This window comes from Streptomyces sp. PsTaAH-137, from assembly GCF_003259365.1.
Lineage (GTDB): Bacteria > Actinomycetota > Actinomycetes > Streptomycetales > Streptomycetaceae > Streptomyces.
Window position 1 is genome coordinate 266,503 of record NZ_QLLY01000011.1, and the last position, 21,600, is coordinate 288,102.

The 21,600-nt window shown below is 71.0% G+C and carries 21 protein-coding genes; 3 read left to right on the forward strand and 18 right to left on the reverse strand.

The window, feature by feature from the left end; all coding sequences use genetic code 11:
* Positions 1-212: 212 nt before the first annotated feature.
* Both K377_RS25250 and K377_RS25255 read left to right on the forward strand, forming a co-directional pair.
* Positions 213-1,172, forward strand: a complete 960-nt coding sequence (locus K377_RS25250; protein ID WP_237551427.1) for a 5'-3' exonuclease — start codon at positions 213-215, stop codon at positions 1,170-1,172.
* A 50-nt stretch (positions 1,173-1,222) separates the two neighbouring features.
* Positions 1,223-2,059 (forward strand): siderophore-interacting protein, encoded by an 837-nt coding sequence (locus K377_RS25255; RefSeq protein WP_111665783.1) that lies wholly within the window; start codon positions 1,223-1,225, stop codon positions 2,057-2,059.
* Here K377_RS25255 and K377_RS25260 read toward each other — a convergent pair.
* The gene (locus tag K377_RS25260; RefSeq protein WP_111665784.1) at positions 2,056-2,904 is read right to left on the reverse strand and encodes an SDR family NAD(P)-dependent oxidoreductase; all 849 of its coding nucleotides are present in this window, start codon (positions 2,902-2,904) and stop codon (positions 2,056-2,058) included. The genes K377_RS25255 and K377_RS25260 overlap by 4 nt on opposite strands.
* A 150-nt stretch (positions 2,905-3,054) precedes the next feature.
* Positions 3,055-4,512: an FG-GAP-like repeat-containing protein gene (locus K377_RS25265; RefSeq protein WP_111665785.1), complete on the reverse strand. Its 1,458-nt coding sequence runs from the start codon at positions 4,510-4,512 to the stop codon at positions 3,055-3,057.
* A gap of 148 nt (positions 4,513-4,660) precedes the next feature.
* Between K377_RS25265 and K377_RS25270 the strand changes: the two genes are divergently transcribed.
* Positions 4,661-5,629 carry a pseudouridine synthase gene (locus tag K377_RS25270; protein WP_111665786.1) on the forward strand — a complete coding sequence of 323 codons (969 nt, stop codon included), beginning with the start codon at positions 4,661-4,663 and terminating at the stop codon, positions 5,627-5,629.
* Here the strand turns inward: K377_RS25270 and K377_RS25275 are convergent.
* From K377_RS25275 to pafA, 16 genes are all read right to left on the reverse strand, one after another.
* The gene (locus K377_RS25275; RefSeq protein ID WP_111665787.1) at positions 5,623-7,128 is read right to left on the reverse strand and encodes a cytochrome P450; all 1,506 of its coding nucleotides are present in this window, start codon (positions 7,126-7,128) and stop codon (positions 5,623-5,625) included. The two genes, K377_RS25270 and K377_RS25275, sit on opposite strands and share 7 nt — an antisense overlap.
* A 54-nt stretch (positions 7,129-7,182) precedes the next feature.
* A complete protein-coding gene (locus tag K377_RS25280; RefSeq protein ID WP_375605952.1) occupies positions 7,183-7,836 on the reverse strand; it encodes an ATP/GTP-binding protein in 654 nt (217 codons plus the stop codon).
* Entirely contained in the window at positions 7,817-8,272 is a 456-nt protein-coding gene (locus tag K377_RS25285; RefSeq protein WP_111665788.1) for a DUF742 domain-containing protein, read from the reverse strand. Before K377_RS25285 ends, K377_RS25280 begins: the two co-directional genes overlap by 20 nt.
* Positions 8,269-8,676 (reverse strand): roadblock/LC7 domain-containing protein, encoded by a 408-nt coding sequence (locus K377_RS25290; RefSeq protein WP_111665789.1) that lies wholly within the window; start codon positions 8,674-8,676, stop codon positions 8,269-8,271. The genes K377_RS25285 and K377_RS25290 overlap by 4 nt, the downstream gene beginning before the upstream one ends.
* The gene (locus K377_RS25295; RefSeq protein WP_111665790.1) at positions 8,673-10,316 is read right to left on the reverse strand and encodes a sensor histidine kinase KdpD; all 1,644 of its coding nucleotides are present in this window, start codon (positions 10,314-10,316) and stop codon (positions 8,673-8,675) included. Before K377_RS25295 ends, K377_RS25290 begins: the two co-directional genes overlap by 4 nt.
* Positions 10,317-10,669: 353 nt before the next feature.
* A complete protein-coding gene (locus tag K377_RS25300) occupies positions 10,670-13,477 on the reverse strand; it encodes an RNA helicase (RefSeq protein ID WP_111665791.1) in 2,808 nt (935 codons plus the stop codon).
* Between the two features lie 43 nt (positions 13,478-13,520).
* A complete protein-coding gene (locus K377_RS25305; protein ID WP_111665792.1) occupies positions 13,521-14,411 on the reverse strand; it encodes a diacylglycerol kinase in 891 nt (296 codons plus the stop codon).
* A gap of 42 nt (positions 14,412-14,453) precedes the next feature.
* On the reverse strand, positions 14,454-15,404 hold the full coding sequence (gene tatC, locus K377_RS25310; protein WP_181512638.1) for a twin-arginine translocase subunit TatC: 951 nt from the start codon (positions 15,402-15,404) through the stop codon (positions 14,454-14,456).
* Positions 15,405-15,465: 61 nt separating this feature from the next.
* Positions 15,466-15,759 carry a Sec-independent protein translocase subunit TatA gene (gene tatA / locus K377_RS25315; protein ID WP_111665793.1) on the reverse strand — a complete coding sequence of 98 codons (294 nt, stop codon included), beginning with the start codon at positions 15,757-15,759 and terminating at the stop codon, positions 15,466-15,468.
* Between the two features lie 259 nt (positions 15,760-16,018).
* On the reverse strand, positions 16,019-16,216 hold the full coding sequence (locus K377_RS25320) for a hypothetical protein (protein ID WP_111665794.1): 198 nt from the start codon (positions 16,214-16,216) through the stop codon (positions 16,019-16,021).
* Between the two features lie 9 nt (positions 16,217-16,225).
* Positions 16,226-16,495, reverse strand: coding sequence for a hypothetical protein (locus tag K377_RS25325; protein WP_181512642.1), 270 nt, complete (start codon positions 16,493-16,495; stop codon positions 16,226-16,228).
* Positions 16,496-16,562: 67 nt separating this feature from the next.
* Positions 16,563-17,519, reverse strand: a complete 957-nt coding sequence (locus K377_RS25330; protein WP_111665795.1) for a YafY family protein — start codon at positions 17,517-17,519, stop codon at positions 16,563-16,565.
* 17 nt (positions 17,520-17,536) lie between these two features.
* Positions 17,537-18,490, reverse strand: a complete 954-nt coding sequence (locus K377_RS25335) for a YafY family protein (RefSeq protein WP_111665796.1) — start codon at positions 18,488-18,490, stop codon at positions 17,537-17,539.
* 162 nt (positions 18,491-18,652) lie between these two features.
* Positions 18,653-19,027 (reverse strand): FKBP-type peptidyl-prolyl cis-trans isomerase, encoded by a 375-nt coding sequence (locus tag K377_RS25340; protein ID WP_111665797.1) that lies wholly within the window; start codon positions 19,025-19,027, stop codon positions 18,653-18,655.
* Positions 19,028-19,088: 61 nt separating this feature from the next.
* The gene (locus tag K377_RS25345) at positions 19,089-20,099 is read right to left on the reverse strand and encodes an FKBP-type peptidyl-prolyl cis-trans isomerase (RefSeq protein ID WP_111665798.1); all 1,011 of its coding nucleotides are present in this window, start codon (positions 20,097-20,099) and stop codon (positions 19,089-19,091) included.
* Between the two features lie 136 nt (positions 20,100-20,235).
* On the reverse strand, positions 20,236-21,597 hold the full coding sequence (gene pafA, locus K377_RS25350; protein ID WP_026246688.1) for a Pup--protein ligase: 1,362 nt from the start codon (positions 21,595-21,597) through the stop codon (positions 20,236-20,238).
* Positions 21,598-21,600 lie beyond the last annotated feature (3 nt).

Consider the following 21,600-nt stretch of genomic DNA (forward strand, 5'->3'; position numbering starts at 1 on the left):
CGCCGGCGGGCCGCGGAGCGAGACGGATTCTGTCCGTCCGGCCGACCTCGCCCAACCGTTCATTAGTTGAACGTGAGACCGGGTTCGCTCCGGCTCGGCGCCTGCCCGGCCTTATGCAGAGCAAACACATGAGTGGTCCAGTTCACATTCCGTTCACCACGTGCCCGGCGGCTGTCGGCATCTGTCGGCGTTTGTCAGTGGCCTACGGCATGATGCGCAAGGTGACCCAAGGACCCGCAGCCCCCTCCGCGCAGCAGCGTCTGATGCTGCTCGACACCGCGTCCCTGTACTTCCGGGCCTACTTCGGCGTGCCCGACTCCGTGAAGGCCCCGGACGGCACTCCGGTGAACGCGGTGCGCGGACTGCTCGAATTCATCACCCGCCTCGTCCACGACCACCACCCCACGCACCTGGTGGCGTGCATGGACGCGGACTGGCGTCCGCAGTGGCGCGTCGACCTGATCCCGTCGTACAAGGCGCACCGCGTCGCCGAGGAGACGCCCTCCGGGACTCCGGACGAGGAGGAGGTGCCGGACACCCTGGCGCCGCAGGTCCCGATCATCGAGGCCGTGCTGGACGCGGTGGGCATCGCGCGCGTCGGTGTCGCCGGGTACGAGGCGGACGACGTGATCGGCACCTTCACCGGGCGGGCGAGCGGCCCGGTGGACATCGTCACCGGCGACCGCGACCTGTTCCAGCTCGTCGACGACAAGCGGGAGCGGCGCGTGCTCTACCCGGTCAAGGGCGTCGGCACGCTGCAGATCACCGACGAGGACCTGCTGCGCGAGAAGTACGGGGTGGACGGCTCCGGCTACGCGGACATGGCGCTGCTGCGCGGCGACCCCAGCGACGGTCTGCCGGGCGTCCCCGGCATCGGCGAGAAGACGGCCGCGAAGCTGCTCGCACAGTTCGGGGACCTGGCGGGGATCATGGCCGCGGTCGACGACCCGAAGGCGAAGCTGACGCCGACGCAGCGCAAGCGGCTCGACGAGTCGCGCCCGTACCTGGCGGTGGCGCCGAAGGTCGTGCAGGTCGCGGGCGACGTCCCGCTGCCCGCCGTGGACACCGCCCTGCCCAGGACACCGCACGACGCGGCCATGGTCGAGCAGTTGGGGGCCCGCTGGGGCTTGGGAGGTTCTTTGCAGCGGCTCCTCGCCACACTCTCGGGATGAGGTGTTAGCTTAGGTATACCTAAGTAGCAGTGGATCAAGGGAGACCGCACATGGCCGAGCGTCCCGCAGCGCGCAAGCCCCGCAAGGCCCGCTCCGCACAGGTCGTGCGCACGGAGCGCCTGACGCCTCACATGCAGCGGGTGGTGCTCGGCGGGGACGGCCTCGCGGACTTCCCCGCCGAGCTGGAGTACACCGACCACTACATGAAGCTCCTGTTCGCGCCGCCCGGTGTCGCGTACGAGGAGCCCTTCGACGTGGAGCGGATCCGGGAGGAGCTGCCGCGCGAGCAGTGGCCCGTGACGCGTACGTACACGGTGCGCGCCTGGGACCCGGCCGCGCGCGAGCTGACCGTCGACTTCGTGGTCCACGGCGACGAGGGCCTGGCCGGTCCCTGGTCGGCCGCCGCGCAGCCGGGCGAGACGATCCACTTCATGGGCCCGGGCGGCGCCTACCGCCCCGACCTCGCCGCCGACTGGCACCTGCTCGCCGGTGACGAGAGCGCGCTGCCCGCGATCGCGGCCGCGCTGGAGGTGCTGCCGGAGGGGACGCGGGCGCACGCCTTCATCGAGATCGGGGGCCCCGAGGAGGAGCAGAAGATCGACACCCCGGTCGAGGTCACCTGGCTGCACCGGGCGGGCCGTCCGGTCGGCCAGGCGCTGATCGCGGCGGTCACCGGACTCGACTTCCCCGCGGGCCGGCTGCACGCCTTCGTGCACGGCGAGGCCGGCTTCGTGAAGGAGCTGCGCCGCTACCTGCGCGTCGAGCGGCAGATCCCCCGCGAGGACCTGTCGATCTCCGGCTACTGGCGCCTCGGCCACAACGAGGACGGCTGGCAGGCCTCGAAGCGCGACTGGAACGCGCAGGTGGAGGCGGAGCAGGAGGGCTAGACCCTGTCTCCCGCCCGGGCGGCTCCGCTGCCGAAGAGCCGTCGCGCCTCGGCCAGATCCGCCCGGGCCGCCTCGGCCGCGGCCTCCCGATAGCCGAACGCGTCGTCACCGACCGGGATCCGCAGCGGCAGCGGCCCCTCGGTGGCGACCATGGCGAGCACCCGGGCGGCGAAGTCCTCGGGGTCACCGACCTGCGGAGTGTCGGCCAGGGCGCGGAAGGCCGCGAGCATGGGGCCGTTGGCCTCGTCGTAGGCCGGTACGTGGTCGTGGGTCTCGGTCATGGCGGTGCCGTAGCGCGTGGCGAACATGCCGGGTTCCAGGACGGTGACGCGGATGCCGTGGGGCTCGACCTCGGCCGCGAGCGTCTGGCTCATGGCCTCCAGCGCCTGCTTCCCGGCCGCGTAGGCGGCCGTGCCGGAGAGGGTGATGTGCCCGGCCACCGAGGACACGTTGAGGATGTGTCCCGCGCCCTGGGCGCGCATCAGGGGCAGGACGAGCCGCGTCAGGCGCCAGGGGCCGACGAGCAGGACGTCCAGCAGGTCGCTCAGTTCGGTGTCGGAGGTCTCCTCGACCGCGCCGAACAGACCGCCGCCCGCGTTGTTGACCAGGACGTCGATGCCGCCCAGGCGCTCGGCCGCACACCGGACGGCGTCCGCGCAGGAGGCGGCGTCGCGCAGTTCCAGCGCGACGGCGGTGACGCGGCCGGGCCAGGCGGCGGCCAGATCCTCCAGGTCGGCGGTCTTGCGCGCGGTGACCACGAGGTCGTCGCCCGCCGCGGCGGCCGCGCCCGCCAGCGCCCGGCCTAGGCCGGAAGAACATCCCGTGATGAGCCAGCGTCGTCCCATTGCGTTCCCCCGGCCGCCCGTTCGTGCGCCGCCCGCATGGCAGCACCTCATGGTGGAGGCGGCGCCTTGCCCTCGTCAGCCCTGCTGCGGGAGCGCCCGCGGGCGCGCGGGCGCACCGGCCCGGCGCACGGATCCGCTCGGGTGCGGCGCCTACTCGCCGATGACCTCGCCGTACTTCGTGCCGGTGGGCAGGGCGAGCCCGTACGGCGTCAGCGACCGTCCGACGACATCGGCGGTCTCGGTGCTCTGCGCGTACCAGACGCCGCCCGAGCGGGCCTCGCCCGCGTTCTCCGAGGGGGCGCTCGCGGCGACGTCGCCCAGCCGGTCGGGGTCGAAGCCGCCGGTGGTCACCTGCGCGCCGAACTGGTCGCCTGCCTCGGCGGTGCCGGGCATGCCGGGGCTGTCCTGGTTGCGCGCGACCCCGCCGGACGGGCCGGTGGCGGTGCCGCGCAGGACGACGTACGCGCCCGCGTCCTTGACGGTGCCGATGTCCTCACCGGGCACGCCGACCACCAGTTCCGGAAGGCCGTCGCCGGTCAGGTCGCCCGCGGCGACGGAGAAGCCGAACCAGTCACCGGCCTCGGAGGCCCCGGCGACACCGGGGCTGTCCTGGGTGAGGCAGTCCTGCGCGGACCCGAACGCGGCTCCCCCGCTGCGCACCAGGGCGACCACGCCGCCGGTCCGCTCGTCCGCGCAGCGCGGTGCCTCCTCGGACTCGGGGTTGGGCTGGTAGTAGCCGATGGCCAGGTCGTCCCTGCCGTCCCGGTCGAAGTCCGCGGCCGCCAGCGACTGGCCGTAGTCGTCGCTGGTCCAGTACCGGGCGGGGTGGCCCGCGGCGTCCCAGCGCAGGATGAAGCTGCCCGCTCCCTCCAGCTCCTTGTACGTCACCGCGAGGTCGTCCTCGCCGTCCCCGTCGAAGTCGCCGGTCGCGAGGTCGCGGGTGCGGCCGCCCATGCTGTACTGCGCGACGACCTCGGTCGTGGTGGGCGATCCGGGGGTGAGCGGGCCGGGCCGCAGCCGCAGCGAGCCACTCTCCTCGCCGGCCGCGCCGAGCGCGAGGTCCTGGTCGCCGTCGTGGTCGTAGTCGCCCACGGAGATGCGGCCGCCGAGCTGGGTGAACTCGCCCTCGCCCTTGGCGGCGGTGAAGCCGACGCTGTCGTGGGTGCCGAAGCCCAGCCGGGAGCCGTACAGCACGGTGACGCTGCCCTCGTGGCCGTAGCCCGTGTCGGTGAGGGCCTCGCCGCTCGCGCCGATGACGAGATCGGCGACGCCGTCGCCGTTGAGGTCGCCGGAGGCCACCGCGGAGCCGAAGCGGTCCCCGGCCTCCGGGGTGCCGGGCACGGCGCGGTAGGACTGGCTGATGACGCCGGTGGAGCTGTTGGGGCCGAGCCCGTTCAAGCCGCCCCAGACCACATTGACGTAACCGGCCTGCGCCTTGCCGTTCACCGTCGCCGACGGCACGCCCACCGCGAGGTCGGTGAACCCGTCCCCGTTGAAGTCGGCGTGCACCGGGGTCGCGGCGGCCGCGGTCCCGGCGAGGGGCAGGGTCAGCCCGGCGGCGGTGAGGGCCGCGACGGCCGCGGTGGCACCCAGGGTTCCTACACGCACGGTGGTTCTCCCGGAGATCGAGAAGGACGGGGAAGCTGTTCCGGGCAGTGTGACGCGCGAGGTGTACGAAGGGTTGTGCGAAAGGGACTTGGGCGTGAACGCGGCGCAGTTCTAGGAGGCGTCTTCGGGTCGCCGTACCCTTGACCTGGTGACGCGCCGAAGACCCCGCACCCCACCGGCCCCGCTCCGCCAGCGCGACGGCATCGACCCGGTACGGGTCCGGCTGCCGGTCGACGGCGCGGAGAGCTGGGCCACGCTCCGTGACCATCTCGTGGGACGGCTCAGCGCCGGTGACGGCGTGATCGACGCGATGATCGCCGAGGGCCGCATCGTGCGGACCGACGGCAGCGCGGTCACCGCCACGGCCGCGTACGAACCGGGCGGCACCGTCTGGTTCCACCGCGACCTCGCGCCCGAGACGCCCGTGCCGTTCCCCGTCGGCATCGTGTACCGCGACGACCACATCGTCGTCGCCGACAAGCCGCACTTCCTGGCCACGATGCCGCGCGGCAGCCATGTCACCGAGACCGCGCTCGCCCGCCTCCGCCGCGACCTGGGTATTCCGGCCCTCGGCCCCGCGCATCGGCTCGACCGGCTGACGGCGGGGCTCGTGCTGTTCGTCGTACAGCCGCAGGAGCGGGGGAAGTACCAGACGCTGTTCGGGGACCGGCTGGTGCGCAAGGAGTACGAGGCGGTGGCCCCCTACGATCCCGCGGTGCCGCTGCCCGCGGTCCTGCGCAGCCGGATCGAGAAGGAGCGCGGGGTGCTCGCCGCCCGGGAGGTCCCGGGCGGCGAGCCCAACGCCGAGACCGGCGTCCGGCTCGACGGCCGCGCCGGGCCGCTCGCGCTGTACCGGCTGACCCCGCACACCGGGCGCACCCATCAGCTGCGGGTGCACATGAACAGCCTGGGCCTGCCGATCCTCGGCGACCCCCTGTACCCGGAGGTCACCGGCCCGGTCGCGCCCGGCGACTTCCGGCGGCCGCTCCAACTCCTCGCGCGCTCACTGGAGTTCCGGGATCCGGTGACCGGGCACGAGCACCGGTTCGTCAGTGCTCGCACCCTGCGCGCCTGGACGTCGTACGACTCCTGGGCGACCGAACCGGCCGATCAGTAACCGCGCCACCAGCGCAGGAACCGCTGCCAGGCACCGACCGGCGGCTCCGGCGCGGCCTGCGGCACCGGGGCGGCGTGGACCGTGGGCTCCACGGGCGCGGCGGGCGGCGGGGGCACGGCCGGCGCGGGAGCCGACGAGACCTGCCAGTCGGGCCTGCGCGGCGGGGTGATGCTGGGCTTGCCGCTGACGTCCTGCTGCGCCCGTGGCGTGAACGTCACCGGGAGCGTCACCAGATGCCGGGACAGGATCGACGAGCGCCACTTCAACTCGCTCTCGTCGACGGAGAGTTCGGTGTCGGGCAGCCGCATCAGGAACGCGTCGACGCCGATCTCGGCGATGGCGCGGCCGATGTCCTGGCCGGGGCACTCGTGCGGCCCGCCGCCGAACGCGAGGTGCGAGCGGTTGCCCATCATGTGGGCGGTCGGGTCGGGGCGGACGATCGGGCACACATTGCCCGGCTGGATCCCGAAGAGCAGGCCGTCGCCCGCGCGGATCTGCTGCCCGCCCAGCTCCGTGTCCACCTTCGCGAAGTAGCCGATCATGGCGCTGAACGGCGGCTCGTCCCACAGCGACTGCTCGACCGCCTCGGGCACGGTCATCTGCCCGCCGTTGAGCTGGGCGCGGAAACGCGGGTCGGTGAGCACGACGCGCAGCACGTTCGCGATGAGGTTGGCCGTTGCCTCGTACCCGGCGATGAGGACGAGGCGGAGGTGGTGGGCGACCTCCTCGTCGGTGAGCCCGGCCGGGTCGCCGATCAGGCCGCTGGTGAAGTCGCCCTCGACCGGGTGGGCCCTGCGGCGGGCCACGAGGTCGAACAGGACGCCCATGATGAACTCGTTGCTGGCGATGGCCGTCTCGGTGCCCTTGAGGAAGTCGCGGGCGTTCTGCACGATCCGCTCGCTGTAGGCCTCGGGCGCGCCGATCACGTCGAGCATCACCATCATCGGCAGATGCTCGGCGAACTCGCTGACGATGTCGCAGGTGCCGCGCTCGGAGAACCGGTTGATGATCTCCTGGGTGCCCTTGTTGATGGACCGGCGCAGGCTGCGGTGCTCGATGGTCGACATGGCGGCGGTGACCGCGCCGCGCAGCCGGGCGTGCTCGGCGCCCTCGACGAAGGACGCCATGGGCTGCCAGCTGACGACCGGTGCGAGCGGGTGCGTGGGCTTGAACGTGCCGTTCTTCATCTGGGTCCAGATGCGGGCGTCCCGGGTGTACTGCGAGGTGCTGCGCACCATGTGCAGGTTCTCGGTGTGGCCGAGCACCGCCCACATGCGGACGTCCTCGTGGATCAGCACCGGTGCGACCGGGCCGTGTTCGGCGCGCAGCTTCTCGTAGAGGGCCGGGATGTCGGCGTCGGCCTCGGGTCCGTAGAGCCGGCGCAGTCCGTCCGGGCCGAGCGCGTGCGCGGGGCAGCCGGGCGGCGGGGCCTCGCCGTAGCCGTCGAGGTCGCCGTATCCGGCTTGTGACTGGGAGGGGTTGGGGGGAGGAGGCGTCACGGAAATCGCTCCGGTCGATTGGTGGACTGGTCTGTCGGACGCGGAAGTCGGGGCTCAGGCGCGGTGCAGGGCCATCTCGTGCAGGTAGCGCATCAGGGTCATCAGCACATCGCGGCTGGAGGCGCGGCGGCGCGCGTCGCACTCGATGATCGGGACCTGCGGGTCCAGGTCGAGGGCGCTGCGCAGCTCCTCGGCGGGGTAGCGCGGGCCGTCCGGGAAGGCGTTGTTGGCGATGACGAACGGGACGCCGCGCTCCTCGAGGCGCCCGATCACGTCGAAGCTGACCTCCAGGCGGCGGGTGTCGATCAGGACGACGGCGCCGAGCGCGCCCTCGAACAGCCCGTTCCACAGGAACCAGAAGCGCTCCTGGCCCGGTGTCCCGAACAGGTACAGGACGAGTTCGTCGGTGATCCTGATCCGGCCGAAGTCCATGGCCACGGTGGTGGCCGTCTTGGTGTCGGAGCCGTAGTCGTCGTCGACGCCGATGCCCGCCTGCGTCATGGTCTCTTCGGTGGTGAGCGGGCGGATCTCGCTGACCGACCCGACCATCGTGGTCTTGCCCACCCCGAATCCGCCGACGATCACGATCTTGACGGCCGAGGTGACCGTCTCGGGCATCCGGTCCTCGGCGCGCGGTCCGGGGATGTGCACGCCGCTGCCGAGGCCACCTGCGGCGGTGGTCGTGCTCTCAGAGCTTCTGTAGTCCATGCATCACCGCTTCGAGGAGGGAACGGTCCGCGACGGCGCCCCGGATGACCGGCGCGCGGGCCTGGACCTGTTCGGCCGCGAGGAGTTCGCCGAGCAGCACGGTGACCACGCTGAACGGCAGATTGAGGTAGGCCGAGATCTCGGCCGTGGACAGGGGGGTCCGGCACATCCGCAGCACGGCGGCCTGTTCGGGCGGCGCCGTCGGCTTCGGCTCGGTGCGGGCCACGATCAGCGTGACCAGGTCGAGCGGAGCACGCTCGCCGCCGTCGGTGCCGCCGGTGATGACGTACAGGCGCTCCAGGTCCTTGGGGTCCTGCGGGCCCTTGGCGCCCTGCGCTCCCTGCGGACTCTGGGGATTGTGCGGGCTCTGGGGCGAGCGCCGCTCGCGCCGCGGCGGCGGGGGCTCTCGGTAGGGGGGCTGGGGCGGAGGCGTCATACGGTCTGCCCGTTGCGCCGCGGCGGGCTGGTCAGATGTGCGCCGATCCGGATGACCAGGTCGCGCATCTGGTGGCTGATCATTCCGGCGTCGACGAACTGATTGGCGAGGACGGCGAGGTACGCGCCCTTGCCGGCGGCCATCAGATAGAAGAAGCCGCCGTCGACCTCGATGATGACCATGTTCATCTTGCCGCTGGAGCTGGGGATCTCCGTGGCCACCGCGGAGGCGAGGGACTGAAGTCCCGCACAGGCGGCGGCGATCCGGTCGGCGGCGTCGGGGTCGCCGCCGTAGCGGGCGATGCGCAGTCCGTCGGCGGACAGCACGACCACCTGCTGCACGTTCGCCACACTGTCGGCGAGCTCCTTGAGCATCCAGTCGAAGTTGGCGCGTTGCTGGATCACTGACGGTCTCCCTCGTCGACCTGCTGGTTGTACGCGTCGTCGTGCGGCTTCTCGGCGGCCCCGTCGGCCTCGGCGTCCGGATCGGGCTTCAGCCCGTTCATGAACGCCTCGACCCACAGGCCGGGTTCGGGTTGCTCCGGCTCGTCGGGCTCGGGCTTGTGGTGCTCCGGCTCCACGGACGGGGTCGGGACGGGCGCTCCCCCGTAGCTCTGCGCCTCCGGCGGCGGCATGGAGAGATCGGGGTTGCGCGGGGTCACGATGATCTGGTTCTCGATGATCTTCGTGTCGACTTTCCTGCGGCGCTGCGGGAGCCCGTTGGCCCGCCATTCGGTGACCACCGGGACGTCGTCCTCCAGCGCGAGGAGCGGGGCGGAGGGACGCGGGCCCGTGGTGGGGCGGCGGGTCTTCTTCAGCCGCGGCTCTTCCTTGATCGGCACGCCGTTGTGGTCGACGCGCGGCACGGCGGTGGCGCCGATGCCGTGGGCGAGGCCGGGCGCGGGCTCGCTGCTCATCATGTCGCGCGGGACGACGAGCACGGCGCGGACGCCGCCGTACGCGGACTGGCGCAGCGAGATCTGCATGTCGTACATGGAGCACAGCCGGCCGACGATCGACAGACCGAGGCGCGGGTTCTCGCCGAGGTCGTTGAGGTCGACGCCCGCCTTGGCGCGGTCCAGCATCCGCTCGACCCTGGCCCGCTGCTCCTCGCCGAGGCTGACGCCGCCGTCCTCGATCTCGATGGCGACGCCGGTCTGCACCTCGACCGCGGTGACGTGCACGCGGGTCTGCGGCGGCGAGTACCGGGTGGCGTTGTCGAGCAGTTCGGCGATGGCGTGGATCAGCGGCTCGACGGAGATGCCCTTGATGGCGATGTCGCAGATGGCGTGCAGGTCGATGCGCGGGTACTCCAGGATGCGCGACATGGCGCCGCGCATCACGCTGTAGAGCTTGACCGGCTTGGCCCACTGACGGCCCGGGCGGGCGCCGCCGAGGACGGTGACGGAGTCGGCGAGGCGGCCGATGAGGGCCGTGCCGTGGTCGATGCGCAGCAGGTCGTCGAAGACCTCGGGGTTGCGGCCGTGGTCCTCCTCCATCTCGCGGAGTTCCTGGGCCTGCTTGTGCACGATGGCCTGGACGCGGCGGGCGATGGAGACGAACGCGCGCTGGGCCGCGTCGTTCGCCGCCGCCTCGCGGTCGATCTCCTTGAGGCAGGCGCTGAGCAGCTCGCGCTCGCCGCGGGTGACGTCGCGGAAGGCCGGCTCGGAGTCGCAGGTGGTGCGGACCGCGTCCGCGGGGTTGTCGCCGATGCGCAGCCGGTACAGCGCGTGCGGCAGCACCTCCTTGGCGACCCGCATCGTGCGGTGTTCCTGGTCGGCGATCCGGGTCTCCAACTCGGCGACGTGGCGGGCGTACTGGGTGCGCTGCTCCCGGACGATCCGGCCGCGGCGCACGGCCTCCGCCGCGACGGCCACCACGAGGAGCGTGCCGAGGGCGCCGCACAGGGCGACGGCGAGCCGCGCGGGCTCGGTGACCAGGGCGACGGCCGCTCCGGTGGCGGCGGCCATGACCATCGCGGGCAGCAACAGCACGCGTGCGTACGGGACTTCTCGGCCACCGGGAGGCGATTGAACACTCACCATGTATGCCCTCTGAACGGTCGTGTCGGGGAAGTTTGCGACGGTTCGTCGTTTTTCTCGGTCTGCCGTTCCCTGGATCAATGCGAACCATCGACGCACACGGGAACAAGCGGCCGAATCCATCTCAACTCGGCGCGCTGCGGGCGAGCTTAGTCGCGCCGGATCATCGCCGGGTCATATTCCGCAAGGGCCTGAAATCGGCTCACCGAGAGGAATACACTCGCCCATTTACACGCTCAGCTTCCTTTCGCACACATGGAGTGAAGGCGTCCGCCCGTCCGAATCACCCGGCGCCGCACACGCAAGAGGGCGCCGCCCCTCAGGACGGCGCCCTCTTCACCCGCTCACCGCGCTACTCACCCGACGGACGAGTACGCCACCACCCCGCGCAGCACCGCGTCCACGGCCTTGCGGGCGTTGCGCGGCACGGTGGAGTCCCCCGTGGGCGCGGCCGCGGCGATCTGTCCCAGCACGTCGATCACCTGCTTGCACCAGCGGACGAAGTCGCCGGCCGGCATCTCCGCCTCCCGCAGCACCTCGTCGAGCCCCTTGCCCGAGGCCCACTGGTAGACGGCCCAGGCGAACCCGAGGTCGGGCTCGCGCTGGCCGACGCCCTCCGCCTGGTTGATCCGGAAGTCCTCCTCCAGGGCGTCGAGCCGGCCCCAGATCCGCACCATCTCGCCGAGCGCGGCCTTCGCCTTGCCCGAGGGCACCTTGGGCGCGAGGGCGTCGTCGCCGACGCGCGCCTCGAACACCAACGCCGAGACGCACGCGGCGAGTTCGGCCGGGTCGAGTCCTTCCCAGACGCCGTCCCGCAGGCACTCACTGGCGAGCAGATCGAGTTCGCCGTAGAGCCGCGCGAGCCGCTTGCCGTGCTCGGTGACCTCGTCGCCGCGGAGATAGTCCATCTCGGTCAGCAGCTTCACGATGCGGTCGAAGGTTCGCGCGATCGTGTTCGTCCGGCCCTCGATGCGCCGCTCCAGCTGCACGGTGTCCCGGCGCAGCCGGTGATAGCGCTCGGCCCAGCGCGCGTGGTCCTCCCGCTCGTCGCAGCCGTGGCAGGGGTGGGCGCGCAGCTCGGAGCGGAGCCGGGCGATCTCCCGGTCGTCGGCGGCCGGGGCGCGGCCCTTCTTGTGCCGGTCGGGCACGATGTGCCCGGCCTTGGTCCGCAGCGCCGAGGCGAGGTCCCGCCGCGACTGCGGGGAGCGCGGATTGAACGACTTCGGGATCCGCATCCGCTCCAGCGCCTCCACCGGCACCGGGAAGTCGATCGAGGCGAGCCGCTTGACCTGGCGCTCGGCGGTCAGCACCAGGGGGCGCGGGCCGTCGTGGTGCTCGAACCCGCGGTGCCCGTTGGACCGGCCGGCCGGGAGCCCCGGGTCGAGCACGAGCGCGAGGCCCGCGAACTTCCCCGTCGGCACATGGATGATGTCGCCCGGCTTGAGCTTCTCCAGCGCGGCGGCGGCCTGTACCCGGCGCTGGGCGGCGCCCTGCTTGGCCAGCTCGGTCTCCCGGTCCTTGAGGTCGCGCCGCAGCCGCGCGTACTCCTCGAAGTCGCCCAGGTGGCAGGTCATCGAGGCCTTGTAGCCCTCGAGTCCCTCCTCGTTCTTCTGCACCTGCCGGGAGATCCCGACCACCGACTTGTCGGCCTGGAACTGCGCGAACGAGGTCTCCAGGAGTTCGCGCGAGCGGTGCCGCCCGAACTGCTCGACCAGATTGACCGCCATGTTGTACGACGGCTTGAAGCTGGAGCGCAGCGGATAGGTACGCGTACCGGCGAGGCCGGCCAGGTGCTCGGGGCTGAAGCCGCGCTGCCACAGCACCACGGCGTGGCCCTCGACGTCGATGCCGCGCCGACCGGCCCGCCCGGTCAGCTGGGTGTACTCACCCGGGGTGATGTCGGCGTGCTGCTCGCCGTTCCACTTCACGAGCTTCTCCAGGACCACGGACCGGGCCGGCATGTTGATGCCGAGCGCCAGGGTCTCCGTGGCGAAGACCGCCTTGACCAGTCCGCGGACGAACAGCTCTTCCACGACCTCCTTGAAGGTCGGCAGCATGCCCGCGTGGTGGGCGGCGATGCCCCGCTCCAGTCCTTCGAGCCACTCGTAGTAGCCGAGGACGTGCAGGTCCTCGTCCGGGATGGAGGCGGTGCGCTCCTCGACGATCTCCCGGACTCTGGCCCGCGCCTCCTCGTCGTTCAGCCGCAGGCCCGCGTAGAGGCACTGCTGCACGGCGGCCTCGCAGGCCGCGCGGCTGAAGATGAAGGTGATCGCGGGCAGCAGCCCTTCCGAGTCGAGCCGCTCGATGACCTCCGGCCGTCCCGGCGTCCAGATCCGGGAACGCTGCCTGCGCTCCCGCTCCCGGTCCGCCTCCCGCATGTTCCGCCCGCGCTTGCGGTCCTGGTACGAGGGGCGGCTGGCCTCCATCCGCGCCATGCGCGTGAGGTCGGGGTTGACGGCCTTCTTGGCGCCCTCGCCCTCCTCGAAGAGGTCGTACATCCGGCGCCCGGCGAGCACGTGCTGGAACAGCGGTACGGGCCGGTGCTCGGAGACGATCACCTCGGTGTCGCCGCGCACGGTGTCGAGCCAGTCGCCGAACTCCTCGGCGTTCGACACCGTCGCCGACAGGGAGACCAGGGTGACCGACTCCTGGAGGTGGATGATCACCTCTTCCCATACGGCGCCGCGGAAGCGGTCGGAGAGGTAGTGCACCTCGTCCATGACCACATAGCCGAGATTGATCAGCGCCTGCGAGCCCGCGTACAGCATGTTCCGCAGCACTTCGGTGGTCATGACGACCACCGGAGCGTCGCTGTTCACGCTGTTGTCGCCGGTCAGCAGGCCGACCTTGTCCGCGCCGTAGCGCTTCGCGAGGTCCTGGTACTTCTGGTTCGACAGCGCCTTGATGGGTGTCGTGTAGAAGCACTTCTTGCCCTGCTGAAGGGCGAGGTGCACGGCGAACTCGCCGACGATCGTCTTGCCTGAGCCGGTGGGCGCGGCCACCAGGACACCCTTGCCCGCCTCCAGTGCCTGACACGCCTCGATCTGGAAGGGGTCGAGACCGAAGTCGTACATCTCGCGGAAGGAAGCTAGCGCGGTGGCCTGCTCGACGGCCCGCTTACGGGCTGCCGCGTACCGCTCGGCCGGTGAGAGGTCCTCTGTCATCGTGCTTTCGAGCCTACCGGCCGCCACCGACAACGGACGATCATTATCCGGTAAGGACCCGCACGGCTCCCGGCACGCACCGCGCCACCAGCGGCAGCGTCCCCACGGGCTCGCCGTCCGCGTACCCCGTGACGGCGTCCGCGGCCAGCTCCACCCGTGCCGCCCGGAACACACTGACCACGGGATGCGTCAGATGCGTGCCCTTGTACACGCGCGGGAAGACCCGCAGCAGGGTCGCGCGCGAGCAGTCGCCGACGACGGTCACGTCGAAGAGCCCGTCGTCCATCGCCGCGTCGGCGCAGATCCGCATGCCACCGCCGTACGAGGTTCCGTTGCCGACGGCCACCAGCGTGGCGTCGATCTCGCGCACGGTGCCGTCGTCCAGCGTCAGCCGGAACCGCGTCGGCTTGAAGGCGGCCAGTTCGAGGGCGATCGCCAGGTCGTACTTGAAGCGGCCGAGGGGCAGCCGCATCCGGTTGCCGCGGTCGTTGACCCGGGAGTCGAAGCCGGAGGCGAGCACGGTGCCGAACCAGTGGTCGCCGATCCGGCCGAGGTCGATCTCCCGTATCCGCTCCTTCTTGAGCGCGTCCGCGACCAGCGCGCCCGCCACGGCCGGTTCGCGGATCGGGAGCCCGAGCGAGCGCGCGAAGTCGTTGCCGGTGCCGACCGCGACGACGCCGAGCGGCGTCCGGGTCCCGGCCACCGCCTGAAGGGCGAGATTCACCAGGCCGTCCCCGCCGACGGCGACCAGCGCTCCGGTTCCCTCCCGCACGGCGGCACGCGCGCGTGCCAGGGCATCGGGCGCGTCCTCGCCGATGACGCTCCGGACGGAGAACCCGGCGGCCCGCAACGCGGAAGCGGCCGGCTGCGCAGCACCTGCGCCCCGGCCGCGTCCCGCGGTGGGATTGACGAAGAGGGTGATCTCACTGCTCACGGCCGGACCTTAACAACCGTCCCGTCGCGAACAGGAGTTGCCTCAGGTCACATCGTCGTAACCGTTGATCCGGTCCGTCGTCGTCTGCTCGGGCAGCGGGGTCCGGCTCGCGCTCACGCTCTCGACGCCGTCGACCCGCTCAGGGGTCAGGTCGAGGTCGGACGCCTCGTCGTCGTCGAGGTCCGCGTCCGGGTTGTTGCGCCGCCTGCGCTTGTCGTTGAGGAGCGAGAAGACGGTGGCGGCGAAGTACAGCACCCAGATGGGAGCGGCCAGGGCCAGCATCGACAGCGGGTCCGTGCTGGGCGTGGCGACCGCCGCGAAGACCGTGATGCCCATGATCATTCCGCGCCACCAGCCGAGCATCCGCTTGCCCGTGATGGCCCCGATGAGGTTGAGGAACACCAGCAGCAGCGGCAGCTCGAAGGAGAGGCCGAAGACGATCACCATGCGCGTCACGAGGTCGAGCAGGTCGTCCAGGGGCAGCAGGTTGGAGGCGTTGCCCGGCGTGAAGTCGATCAGGACCTTCGCCGTGGTGGGCAGAATCGCGTAGGCGAAGTAGGCGCCGCACAGGAACAGGGGAACACCGGTGCCCACGAACCCGTAGGCGTACTTCTTCTCGTGCTTGTGCAGACCGGGCGCGATGAAGCCCCACAGCTGGTAGAGCCAGACCGGCGAGGCGAACACGATGCCCGCCATGAGGGAAATCTTCAGGGCCAGCGTGAACGGCGTCAGCAAGCCGTTGATGGTGATTTCCGCGCAGGGCTCGGTCTTGACCTTCGACAGCTGCGAGAACGTCTGCTCGCAGCCGACCGAGTCAAGGATCGGCTTGGTGATCAGATCGACGATGTCCTTGTAGAAGAAGGCAGCGACGATCGTGATGGCGACAACGGCGAGCAGCGCCTTCGCCAGCCGATTGCGAAGCTCACGCAGGTGATCCGCGAGCGGCATCCGCCCCTCGGGGTCCTTCTCCTGCTGGCGGGCAGTCTTGAGCAACCCACGTCCTCATCTCGTGCGGCAGGCCGCCGAGACGGGGCGGCCTTGGGTCAGCTCTTGTTCAGCTCTTCGTCGTGTTGGTCGGCTCGGTCACCGGACGCGAGCTGGTGACGTCGCCGGGCGCGGCCTGGATGGTGCGCGGGGCCTGGCCCTGCTCATCCTTGGCCGGCGGGTCCGACGGAGCGGCCGCGTTGTTGCCACCCTCGCTCTTCATGGCCTTGGCCTCGCTCTTGAGGATGCGAGCGGACTTGCCGAGCGAGCGCGCCATGTCCGGGAGCTTCTTCGCCCCGAACAGCAGGAGGATGACCACGAGCAGGATGATCAACTCGGGGGCGCCGATCTTTCCACCGAACATATGCGTTTACCTTCTCACTGAGGCGGCAGGGGCGGGACTGCCGGTACCCGGTCGGACTTCGGACGTGTGTCCGACCACCGTGCTGCCAGCGATCGTATCCCGTGGGGGTAAACAGGGGGCAATCCCTCTGCGTACTCCCCGTTGCGGCCCGCGCCTCACTCCTGGGTCGCGTTAAGGAGCGTACCCGGCCCACCCGGGCGCCCGACAGGTCACAGCGGTAAAGCGGTTTCCACAGGGACAACCTCGACGTCCCCGGATGTCAGACCGTGTCGCCGCCCGCCCGGGCCACACCGACCGCGGCCCGCTCCAGCTCCTCGGCGGCCCGGTTGATCTGCCGTGTGGTGTCCGCGACTTGGTTCCCCAGCCGCTCCGCCTCGATGAACACCTTCACCGCGAAGAAGGCGAGCACAGCAAGCCCCACGAACCCCACGGCCACCGCCACCATCGCCCAGAACATGCGCCGAGCCTAGACGGTCTGGTGGAGACGGAGGGTGCGCACCCCGCCACCGGTAAGGAGTTCGACGATCCGCTCACCGGCGGGCTTGCGCACCGCGGCCTCGCACTCGGGGCAGGTGAAGGAGTAGAAGGTGGTACGGCGGCTGCCGCCGATCGCCAACCGGATCGCGGCCGCGTCGAGTTCGAAGCTGGCACGGCAGTCCGGGCAGGCAGCCCGGAAGACGACGGCGGCCGGACCGTCGGTCACGGCGGACATCCGGGTGATTCCGGCCACATCCATCGTCCCGGTCATTTCCCCCACCTCGTACCTTCCGTGCGTTCGAGCCGTTCGAGCCGATGCGGGCGGCTCACGCCGCCCCGTCGTACGCGGCCAGCGCCTCCCGGGCCGCGTCCCGCGCGCTGTCCGCGAGTTCGGCGGGGGCCACGATGTGCCCGTCCCGGCCGAGCCGCAGCGCGAGCCGGCGCAGCGACGAGGGGTCCGGCGTACGCAGCGTGATCCGCAGACCACCGTCCGCCAACTCCTCGGCGCTGTCGTGCGGGTAGTACTCGGCGACCCAGCGTCCGCCGGGCCCGACCTCGACGACGACCTCGGGGTCCTCGGCGGCCGGCTGCACCAGTCCCTCGGACAGGTCGCGGAGTTCGATCTCCGGCGGCGCCGACGCCTCGTCCAGGATCCTGATCTCGGCGACCCGGTCGAGCCGGAACGTGCGCCGCGCCTCCGACCTGCGGCACCACGCCTCCACGTAGGTGTGGCCGACGGAGACGAGCCGGATCGGGTCGATCTCGCGCTCGGTGACCTCGTCGCGCGCGGGCGAGTAGTAGCGGATCCACAGCCGGCGCCGCTCGGAGATCGCCCGGTCGACGTCGGCGAAGACGCCGCCCTCGGACTCGAAGGTGACGCTGAGCCGCGCGCTCGCTCCGGCCACTTCACCGGCCGCCGCCTCCAGCTTCGCGGTCGCCCGCAGCAGGGCGAGCCGGTCGCCCTCGCGCAGGCCGGGCAGCGTCGCCACCGCGCGGGCCGCCACGAGAAGGGCGGTCGCCTCGTCGGCGGAGATCCGCAGCGCGGCGGCGACGTCGTCGGGGTTGTGCCACCAGATGCGGTCGCCGTCGGTGTCGATGTCGAGGAGGTCACCGCCGCGGAAGCTCGTCCCGCACAGCGGCAGCACGTCCAGGTCGGAGATCAGCTCGTCCTGGGTGATGCCGAAGGCCCGGGCCACGTCCTCCACGCGCGCGCCGGGGCGCTCGCGCAGATACGTCACGAGGGACAGCATCCGCCGGGTCTGGTCGATGGCGTTGGCAGCCATGGTTCTCCGTACTCCCCTCAGCCCTTGGCCACGGCGCGCAGCCGGTCGACGACGTCGGCCCGCAGCTCGGCCGGCTCCAGCACGACGACATCCGGCCCGAACTCCACGAGCCAGGCGTCGAGCCCGTGCCCGTACGGGATCTCCAGCTCGTCCCAGCCGTCGCCCAGCTCCCGCACGGAGACGGCCTTGGCGCGCAGCGGATATCCGGCGCCCGCGCGCAGCCTGATCAGCGCGGAGCGGTCGGCGGTCTCGCCGGCCCAGCCCGCGACGGTCTCGCGCACGGTGACGACGTCCGGCACCGGCGCCTTGAACTGTCCGGCGCGCGAGCGCACCTTGCCGGTGATCCGCGACAGCCGGAAGACCCGCTCGGCCTGCCGGTCGCGGTCCCAGCCCGCGAGGTACCAGTGGCCGCGCCAGCACTCCAGGGCCCACGGCTCGACGTGCCGCTGCTCGGGCCGGGCGGCGGTCGCCTTGCGGTAGTCGAAGACGACGGGGCGCCGGTCGCGGCAGGCCAGCATCAGCGGCTCGAAGGACGCCTCGTGCACGGGAATGCGGGGCTCCAGCGCGCCATGGCTCTCGTACGGGTCCACGTCCTCGGGCATCCCGGCGGCGCGCAGCTTCTGCAGGGCGCCGCTGGCGGCACCGGCGAGGCGGGCCTGCTGCCACACCTTGGCGGCGAGGCCGAGGGCGGCGGCCTCCTCGGCGTCGAGGGTGACGGGCGGCAGGTGGTTGCTGTCGCGGCGGGCCAGATAGCCGACCTCGCCGTCCAGGTTCTCCACGGTCTCGATGACCAGGCCGAGCTCGCGCAGGTCGTCCTTGTCGCGCTCGAACATCCGGTTGAAGGAGTCGTCGTTGCCGGCTTCCAGGTAGGCCTCGATGGAGCCGCGCAGCTCGCGCTTGCTGAGCGGGCGGCGCGTCCCGAGCAGGCACAGCGCCAGATTCATCAGCCGCTCGGCCTTGGCAATCGCCATCGACGCCCTTTCCCCTGGTGTTTTCCCCGTGGTCCCCGTAAAGCTCCCGACGGACGACCGTACCGCCCCGGGGTGTCGTGGCAAAAGCCAGGGGCAGCGCAAGAGCCCGTGCCATCAGGCACGGGCTCTTTGATGACCGCTTGTGGTCGTCGGGTGACCGACTCAGACGGCGACGAGGTCGCAGACGAAGATCAGCGTCTCGCCCGGGGCGATCCGGCCGCCGCCGGCGCCACGGTCGCCGTAGGCGAGGTGGGCGGGGATGGTCAGCTCGCGACGGCCGCCGACCTTCATGCCCTGGACGCCCTGGTCCCAGCCGGCGATGACCTGGCCGGCACCGAGCTGGAACTGCAGCGGGGTGCCGCGGTTCCAGGAGGCGTCGAACTCCTCGCCGGACGAGAAGGCCACGCCCACGTAGTGGACGGAGACGGTGTCGCCCGCCTTCGCCTCGGTGCCCTCGCCCTCCCAGAGGTCCTTGATCTGGAGGTCCGCCGGCGGCTCGCCTACGGGGAAGTCGACCTCGGGCTTGTCGATGCTCACGTGAATTGCTCCTGCTTGTTGGCTGTTGGGCAACCGGGTCAGTCTGCCATCGAAGGGCGGGTCAGTGCGCCGAGAGGATGTCGACGACGAAGACCAGCGTCGAGTTGGCCGGCAGGGTCTTGCCCTGGTCCTTGGCTCCGTAGGCCTGGTCGGCGGGGATCACCAGGAGCACCCGGTCACCGACGTGCTTGCCGACGATGCCCGTGTCCCAGCCCTTGATGACCTGGCCCTGGCCGATGGTCGTGGTGAACGGCTGGCCGCCGCGGTTCCAGGAGGAGTCGAACAGGGTGGCCTTCGCCTTGCCCTCGTTCAGCTTCCACGCCGCACCGCTGTACTGCATGCTGACGCTCTGGCCGCTCTTGATCTCGGCGCCCTTGCCCTTGATCAGGACCTGGTCGACGAGCTTCTTCGGCGGGTCGTTCTTCGGCACGGAGATCGTGGCCGGCGCTTCCTCGTCGGCCTTGATCTGCGGCAGGTTCGACGGGATGGCGGCCTGGGTGCCCTCGACCTTCTTGGGCTCCACCTTCTTGACGTCCACGGCGAAGACCAGCGTGTCCTTGGCGGAGACCCCGAACTGCGGGTTGCCCTGGCTGCCGAAGCCCGCGGCCGGCGGGGCCACGACGAGGACGCGGCTGCCCTCCTTCTGGCCGACGACGGCGTCGGCGAACGCCGGGAACTGGCCGGCGGCGCCCGCGGTGACGAGCTGGTCGCCGCCGCCCTTCGCGCCGTAGGTGGAGCCGAGGTCCTTGGCGCCCTTCCAGATCTTGCCCGTGTAGTTGAACGACACCAGGTCGTTCTTCTTCACCGTGGCGCCGCTGCCCTCGGAGACGGTGTGCACGACGAACTTGTCGCTCGGGTCGGCCTTCGGCATCGTGATCGTCGCCGTCTTGCCGTACGCGCCCGAGACCTTCGGCATCGGGTCCGCGGTGTCCACCGGCTTGGGCACGGCGGTGGACTGCGAGGACGAGTCCGCCTTGTCCGCCGCGTCCTTCTTGCCGTCGTCGCCGCCACAGGCGGTCGCGGTCAGCGCCAGTGCCGGCACGATCAGTAGAGCTGCAAGTCGGCGTCGCACAGGGATCCTCAAATCGCTCGGATGGGGTCCGGCCACTCTAGGCCCTCACTCACCGTTTCAGAGGGCGCGGAAGGGCCTCGTACGAATGATTCGTACGAGGCCCTGAGCCGGATCGGCCGCGTGTGCGACCGGTCACCTACATGCCCGCGATCAGCTTCTCCACCCGGTCGTCCACGCTGCGGAACGGGTCCTTGCACAGCACCGTGCGCTGCGCCTGGTCGTTCAGCTTCAGGTGCACCCAGTCGACCGTGAAGTCACGGCGCTGCTCCTGGGCCCGGCGGATGAAGTCGCCGCGCAGCCGCGCGCGCGTGGTCTGCGGCGGCACCGACTTGCCCTCGAAGATCTTCAGGTCGTTGCAGATCCTCGTGGCCTGGCCCTTCTTCTCCAGGAGGTAGTAGAGCCCACGACGGCGGTGGATGTCGTGGTAGGCGAGGTCTATCTGCGCGACCCTCGGGTGCGACATGGTCATGTTGTGCTTGGCCCGGTACCGCTCGATGAGCTTGTACTTCATGACCCAGTCGATCTCGGTGCCGATGCGGTCGAGGTCCTCCGCCTCGATCGCGTCGAGCGTGCGGCCCCACAGCTCCAGGACCTGGTCGACGGTGCCGGTGCGGATGCCCCGGCGCTCCACGAAGTCGACGGCCTTCTCGTAGTACTCGCGCTGGACCTCCAGGGCGGAGGCCTCGCGGCCGCTGGCGAGGCGGACCTTGCGGCGGCCCGTGATGTCGTGGCTGACCTCGCGGATGGCCCGGATCGGGTTCTCCAGGGTCAGGTCGCGCATCACCGTGCCCGCCTCGATCATGCGCAGCACGAGGTCGGTGGCGCCGACCTTGAGGAGCATGGTCGTCTCGGACATGTTCGAGTCGCCGACGATGACGTGCAGCCTGCGGTAGCGCTCGGCGTCCGCGTGCGGCTCGTCGCGGGTGTTGATGATCGGCCGGGAGCGGGTCGTCGCAGAGCTGACGCCCTCCCAGATGTGCTCGGCGCGCTGGCTCACGCAGTACACGGCACCGCGCGGAGTCTGCAGCACCTTGCCCGCGCCGCACAGCAGCTGACGCGTGACCAGGAACGGAATGAGAATGTCCGCGAGTCGGGAGAACTCCCCGTGCCGCGCCACCAGGTAATTCTCGTGGCAGCCGTAGGAGTTGCCGGCCGAGTCGGTGTTGTTCTTGAACAGGTATACGTCGCCTGCGATGCCCTCCTCGTGCAGACGGCGCTCTGCGTCGACGAGCAAGCCTTCGAGAATGCGCTCGCCTGCTTTGTCGTGGGTGACCAGCTCGGTCACGTTGTCACATTCGGGAGTTGCGTATTCCGGATGCGATCCCACGTCCAGATAGAGGCGGGCGCCGTTCCGCAGAAAGACATTGCTGCTGCGGCCCCATGACACGACACGGCGGAAGAGGTACCGCGCCACCTCGTCAGGTGACAGACGGCGCTGTCCCCTGAACGTACATGTGACGCCGTACTCGTTCTCCAGCCCGAAAATGCGGCGGTCCATGAC

Excerpts from the sequence above, each read along its gene's own strand:
- K377_RS25255 (WP_111665783.1), top strand. The coding sequence starts at position 1,223 with ATGGCCGAGCGTCCCGCAGCGCGCAAGCCCCGCAAGGCCCGCTCCGCA.
- K377_RS25320 (WP_111665794.1), bottom strand. The coding sequence starts at position 16,216 with ATGTTCTGGGCGATGGTGGCGGTGGCCGTGGGGTTCGTGGGGCTTGCT.
- pafA (WP_026246688.1), bottom strand. The coding sequence starts at position 21,597 with ATGGACCGCCGCATTTTCGGGCTGGAGAACGAGTACGGCGTCACATGT.
- tatA (WP_111665793.1), bottom strand. The coding sequence starts at position 15,759 with ATGTTCGGTGGAAAGATCGGCGCCCCCGAGTTGATCATCCTGCTCGTG.
- K377_RS25280 (WP_375605952.1), bottom strand. The coding sequence starts at position 7,836 with ATGGACTACAGAAGCTCTGAGAGCACGACCACCGCCGCAGGTGGCCTC.
- K377_RS25300 (WP_111665791.1), bottom strand. The coding sequence starts at position 13,477 with ATGACAGAGGACCTCTCACCGGCCGAGCGGTACGCGGCAGCCCGTAAG.
- K377_RS25330 (WP_111665795.1), bottom strand. The coding sequence starts at position 17,519 with ATGGCTGCCAACGCCATCGACCAGACCCGGCGGATGCTGTCCCTCGTG.
- K377_RS25250 (WP_237551427.1), top strand. The coding sequence starts at position 213 with ATGCGCAAGGTGACCCAAGGACCCGCAGCCCCCTCCGCGCAGCAGCGT.
- K377_RS25295 (WP_111665790.1), bottom strand. The coding sequence starts at position 10,316 with ATGGTGAGTGTTCAATCGCCTCCCGGTGGCCGAGAAGTCCCGTACGCA.
- K377_RS25335 (WP_111665796.1), bottom strand. The coding sequence starts at position 18,490 with ATGGCGATTGCCAAGGCCGAGCGGCTGATGAATCTGGCGCTGTGCCTG.
- K377_RS25325 (WP_181512642.1), bottom strand. The coding sequence starts at position 16,495 with ATGGATGTGGCCGGAATCACCCGGATGTCCGCCGTGACCGACGGTCCG.
- K377_RS25285 (WP_111665788.1), bottom strand. The coding sequence starts at position 8,272 with ATGACGCCTCCGCCCCAGCCCCCCTACCGAGAGCCCCCGCCGCCGCGG.
- K377_RS25260 (WP_111665784.1), bottom strand. The coding sequence starts at position 2,904 with ATGGGACGACGCTGGCTCATCACGGGATGTTCTTCCGGCCTAGGCCGG.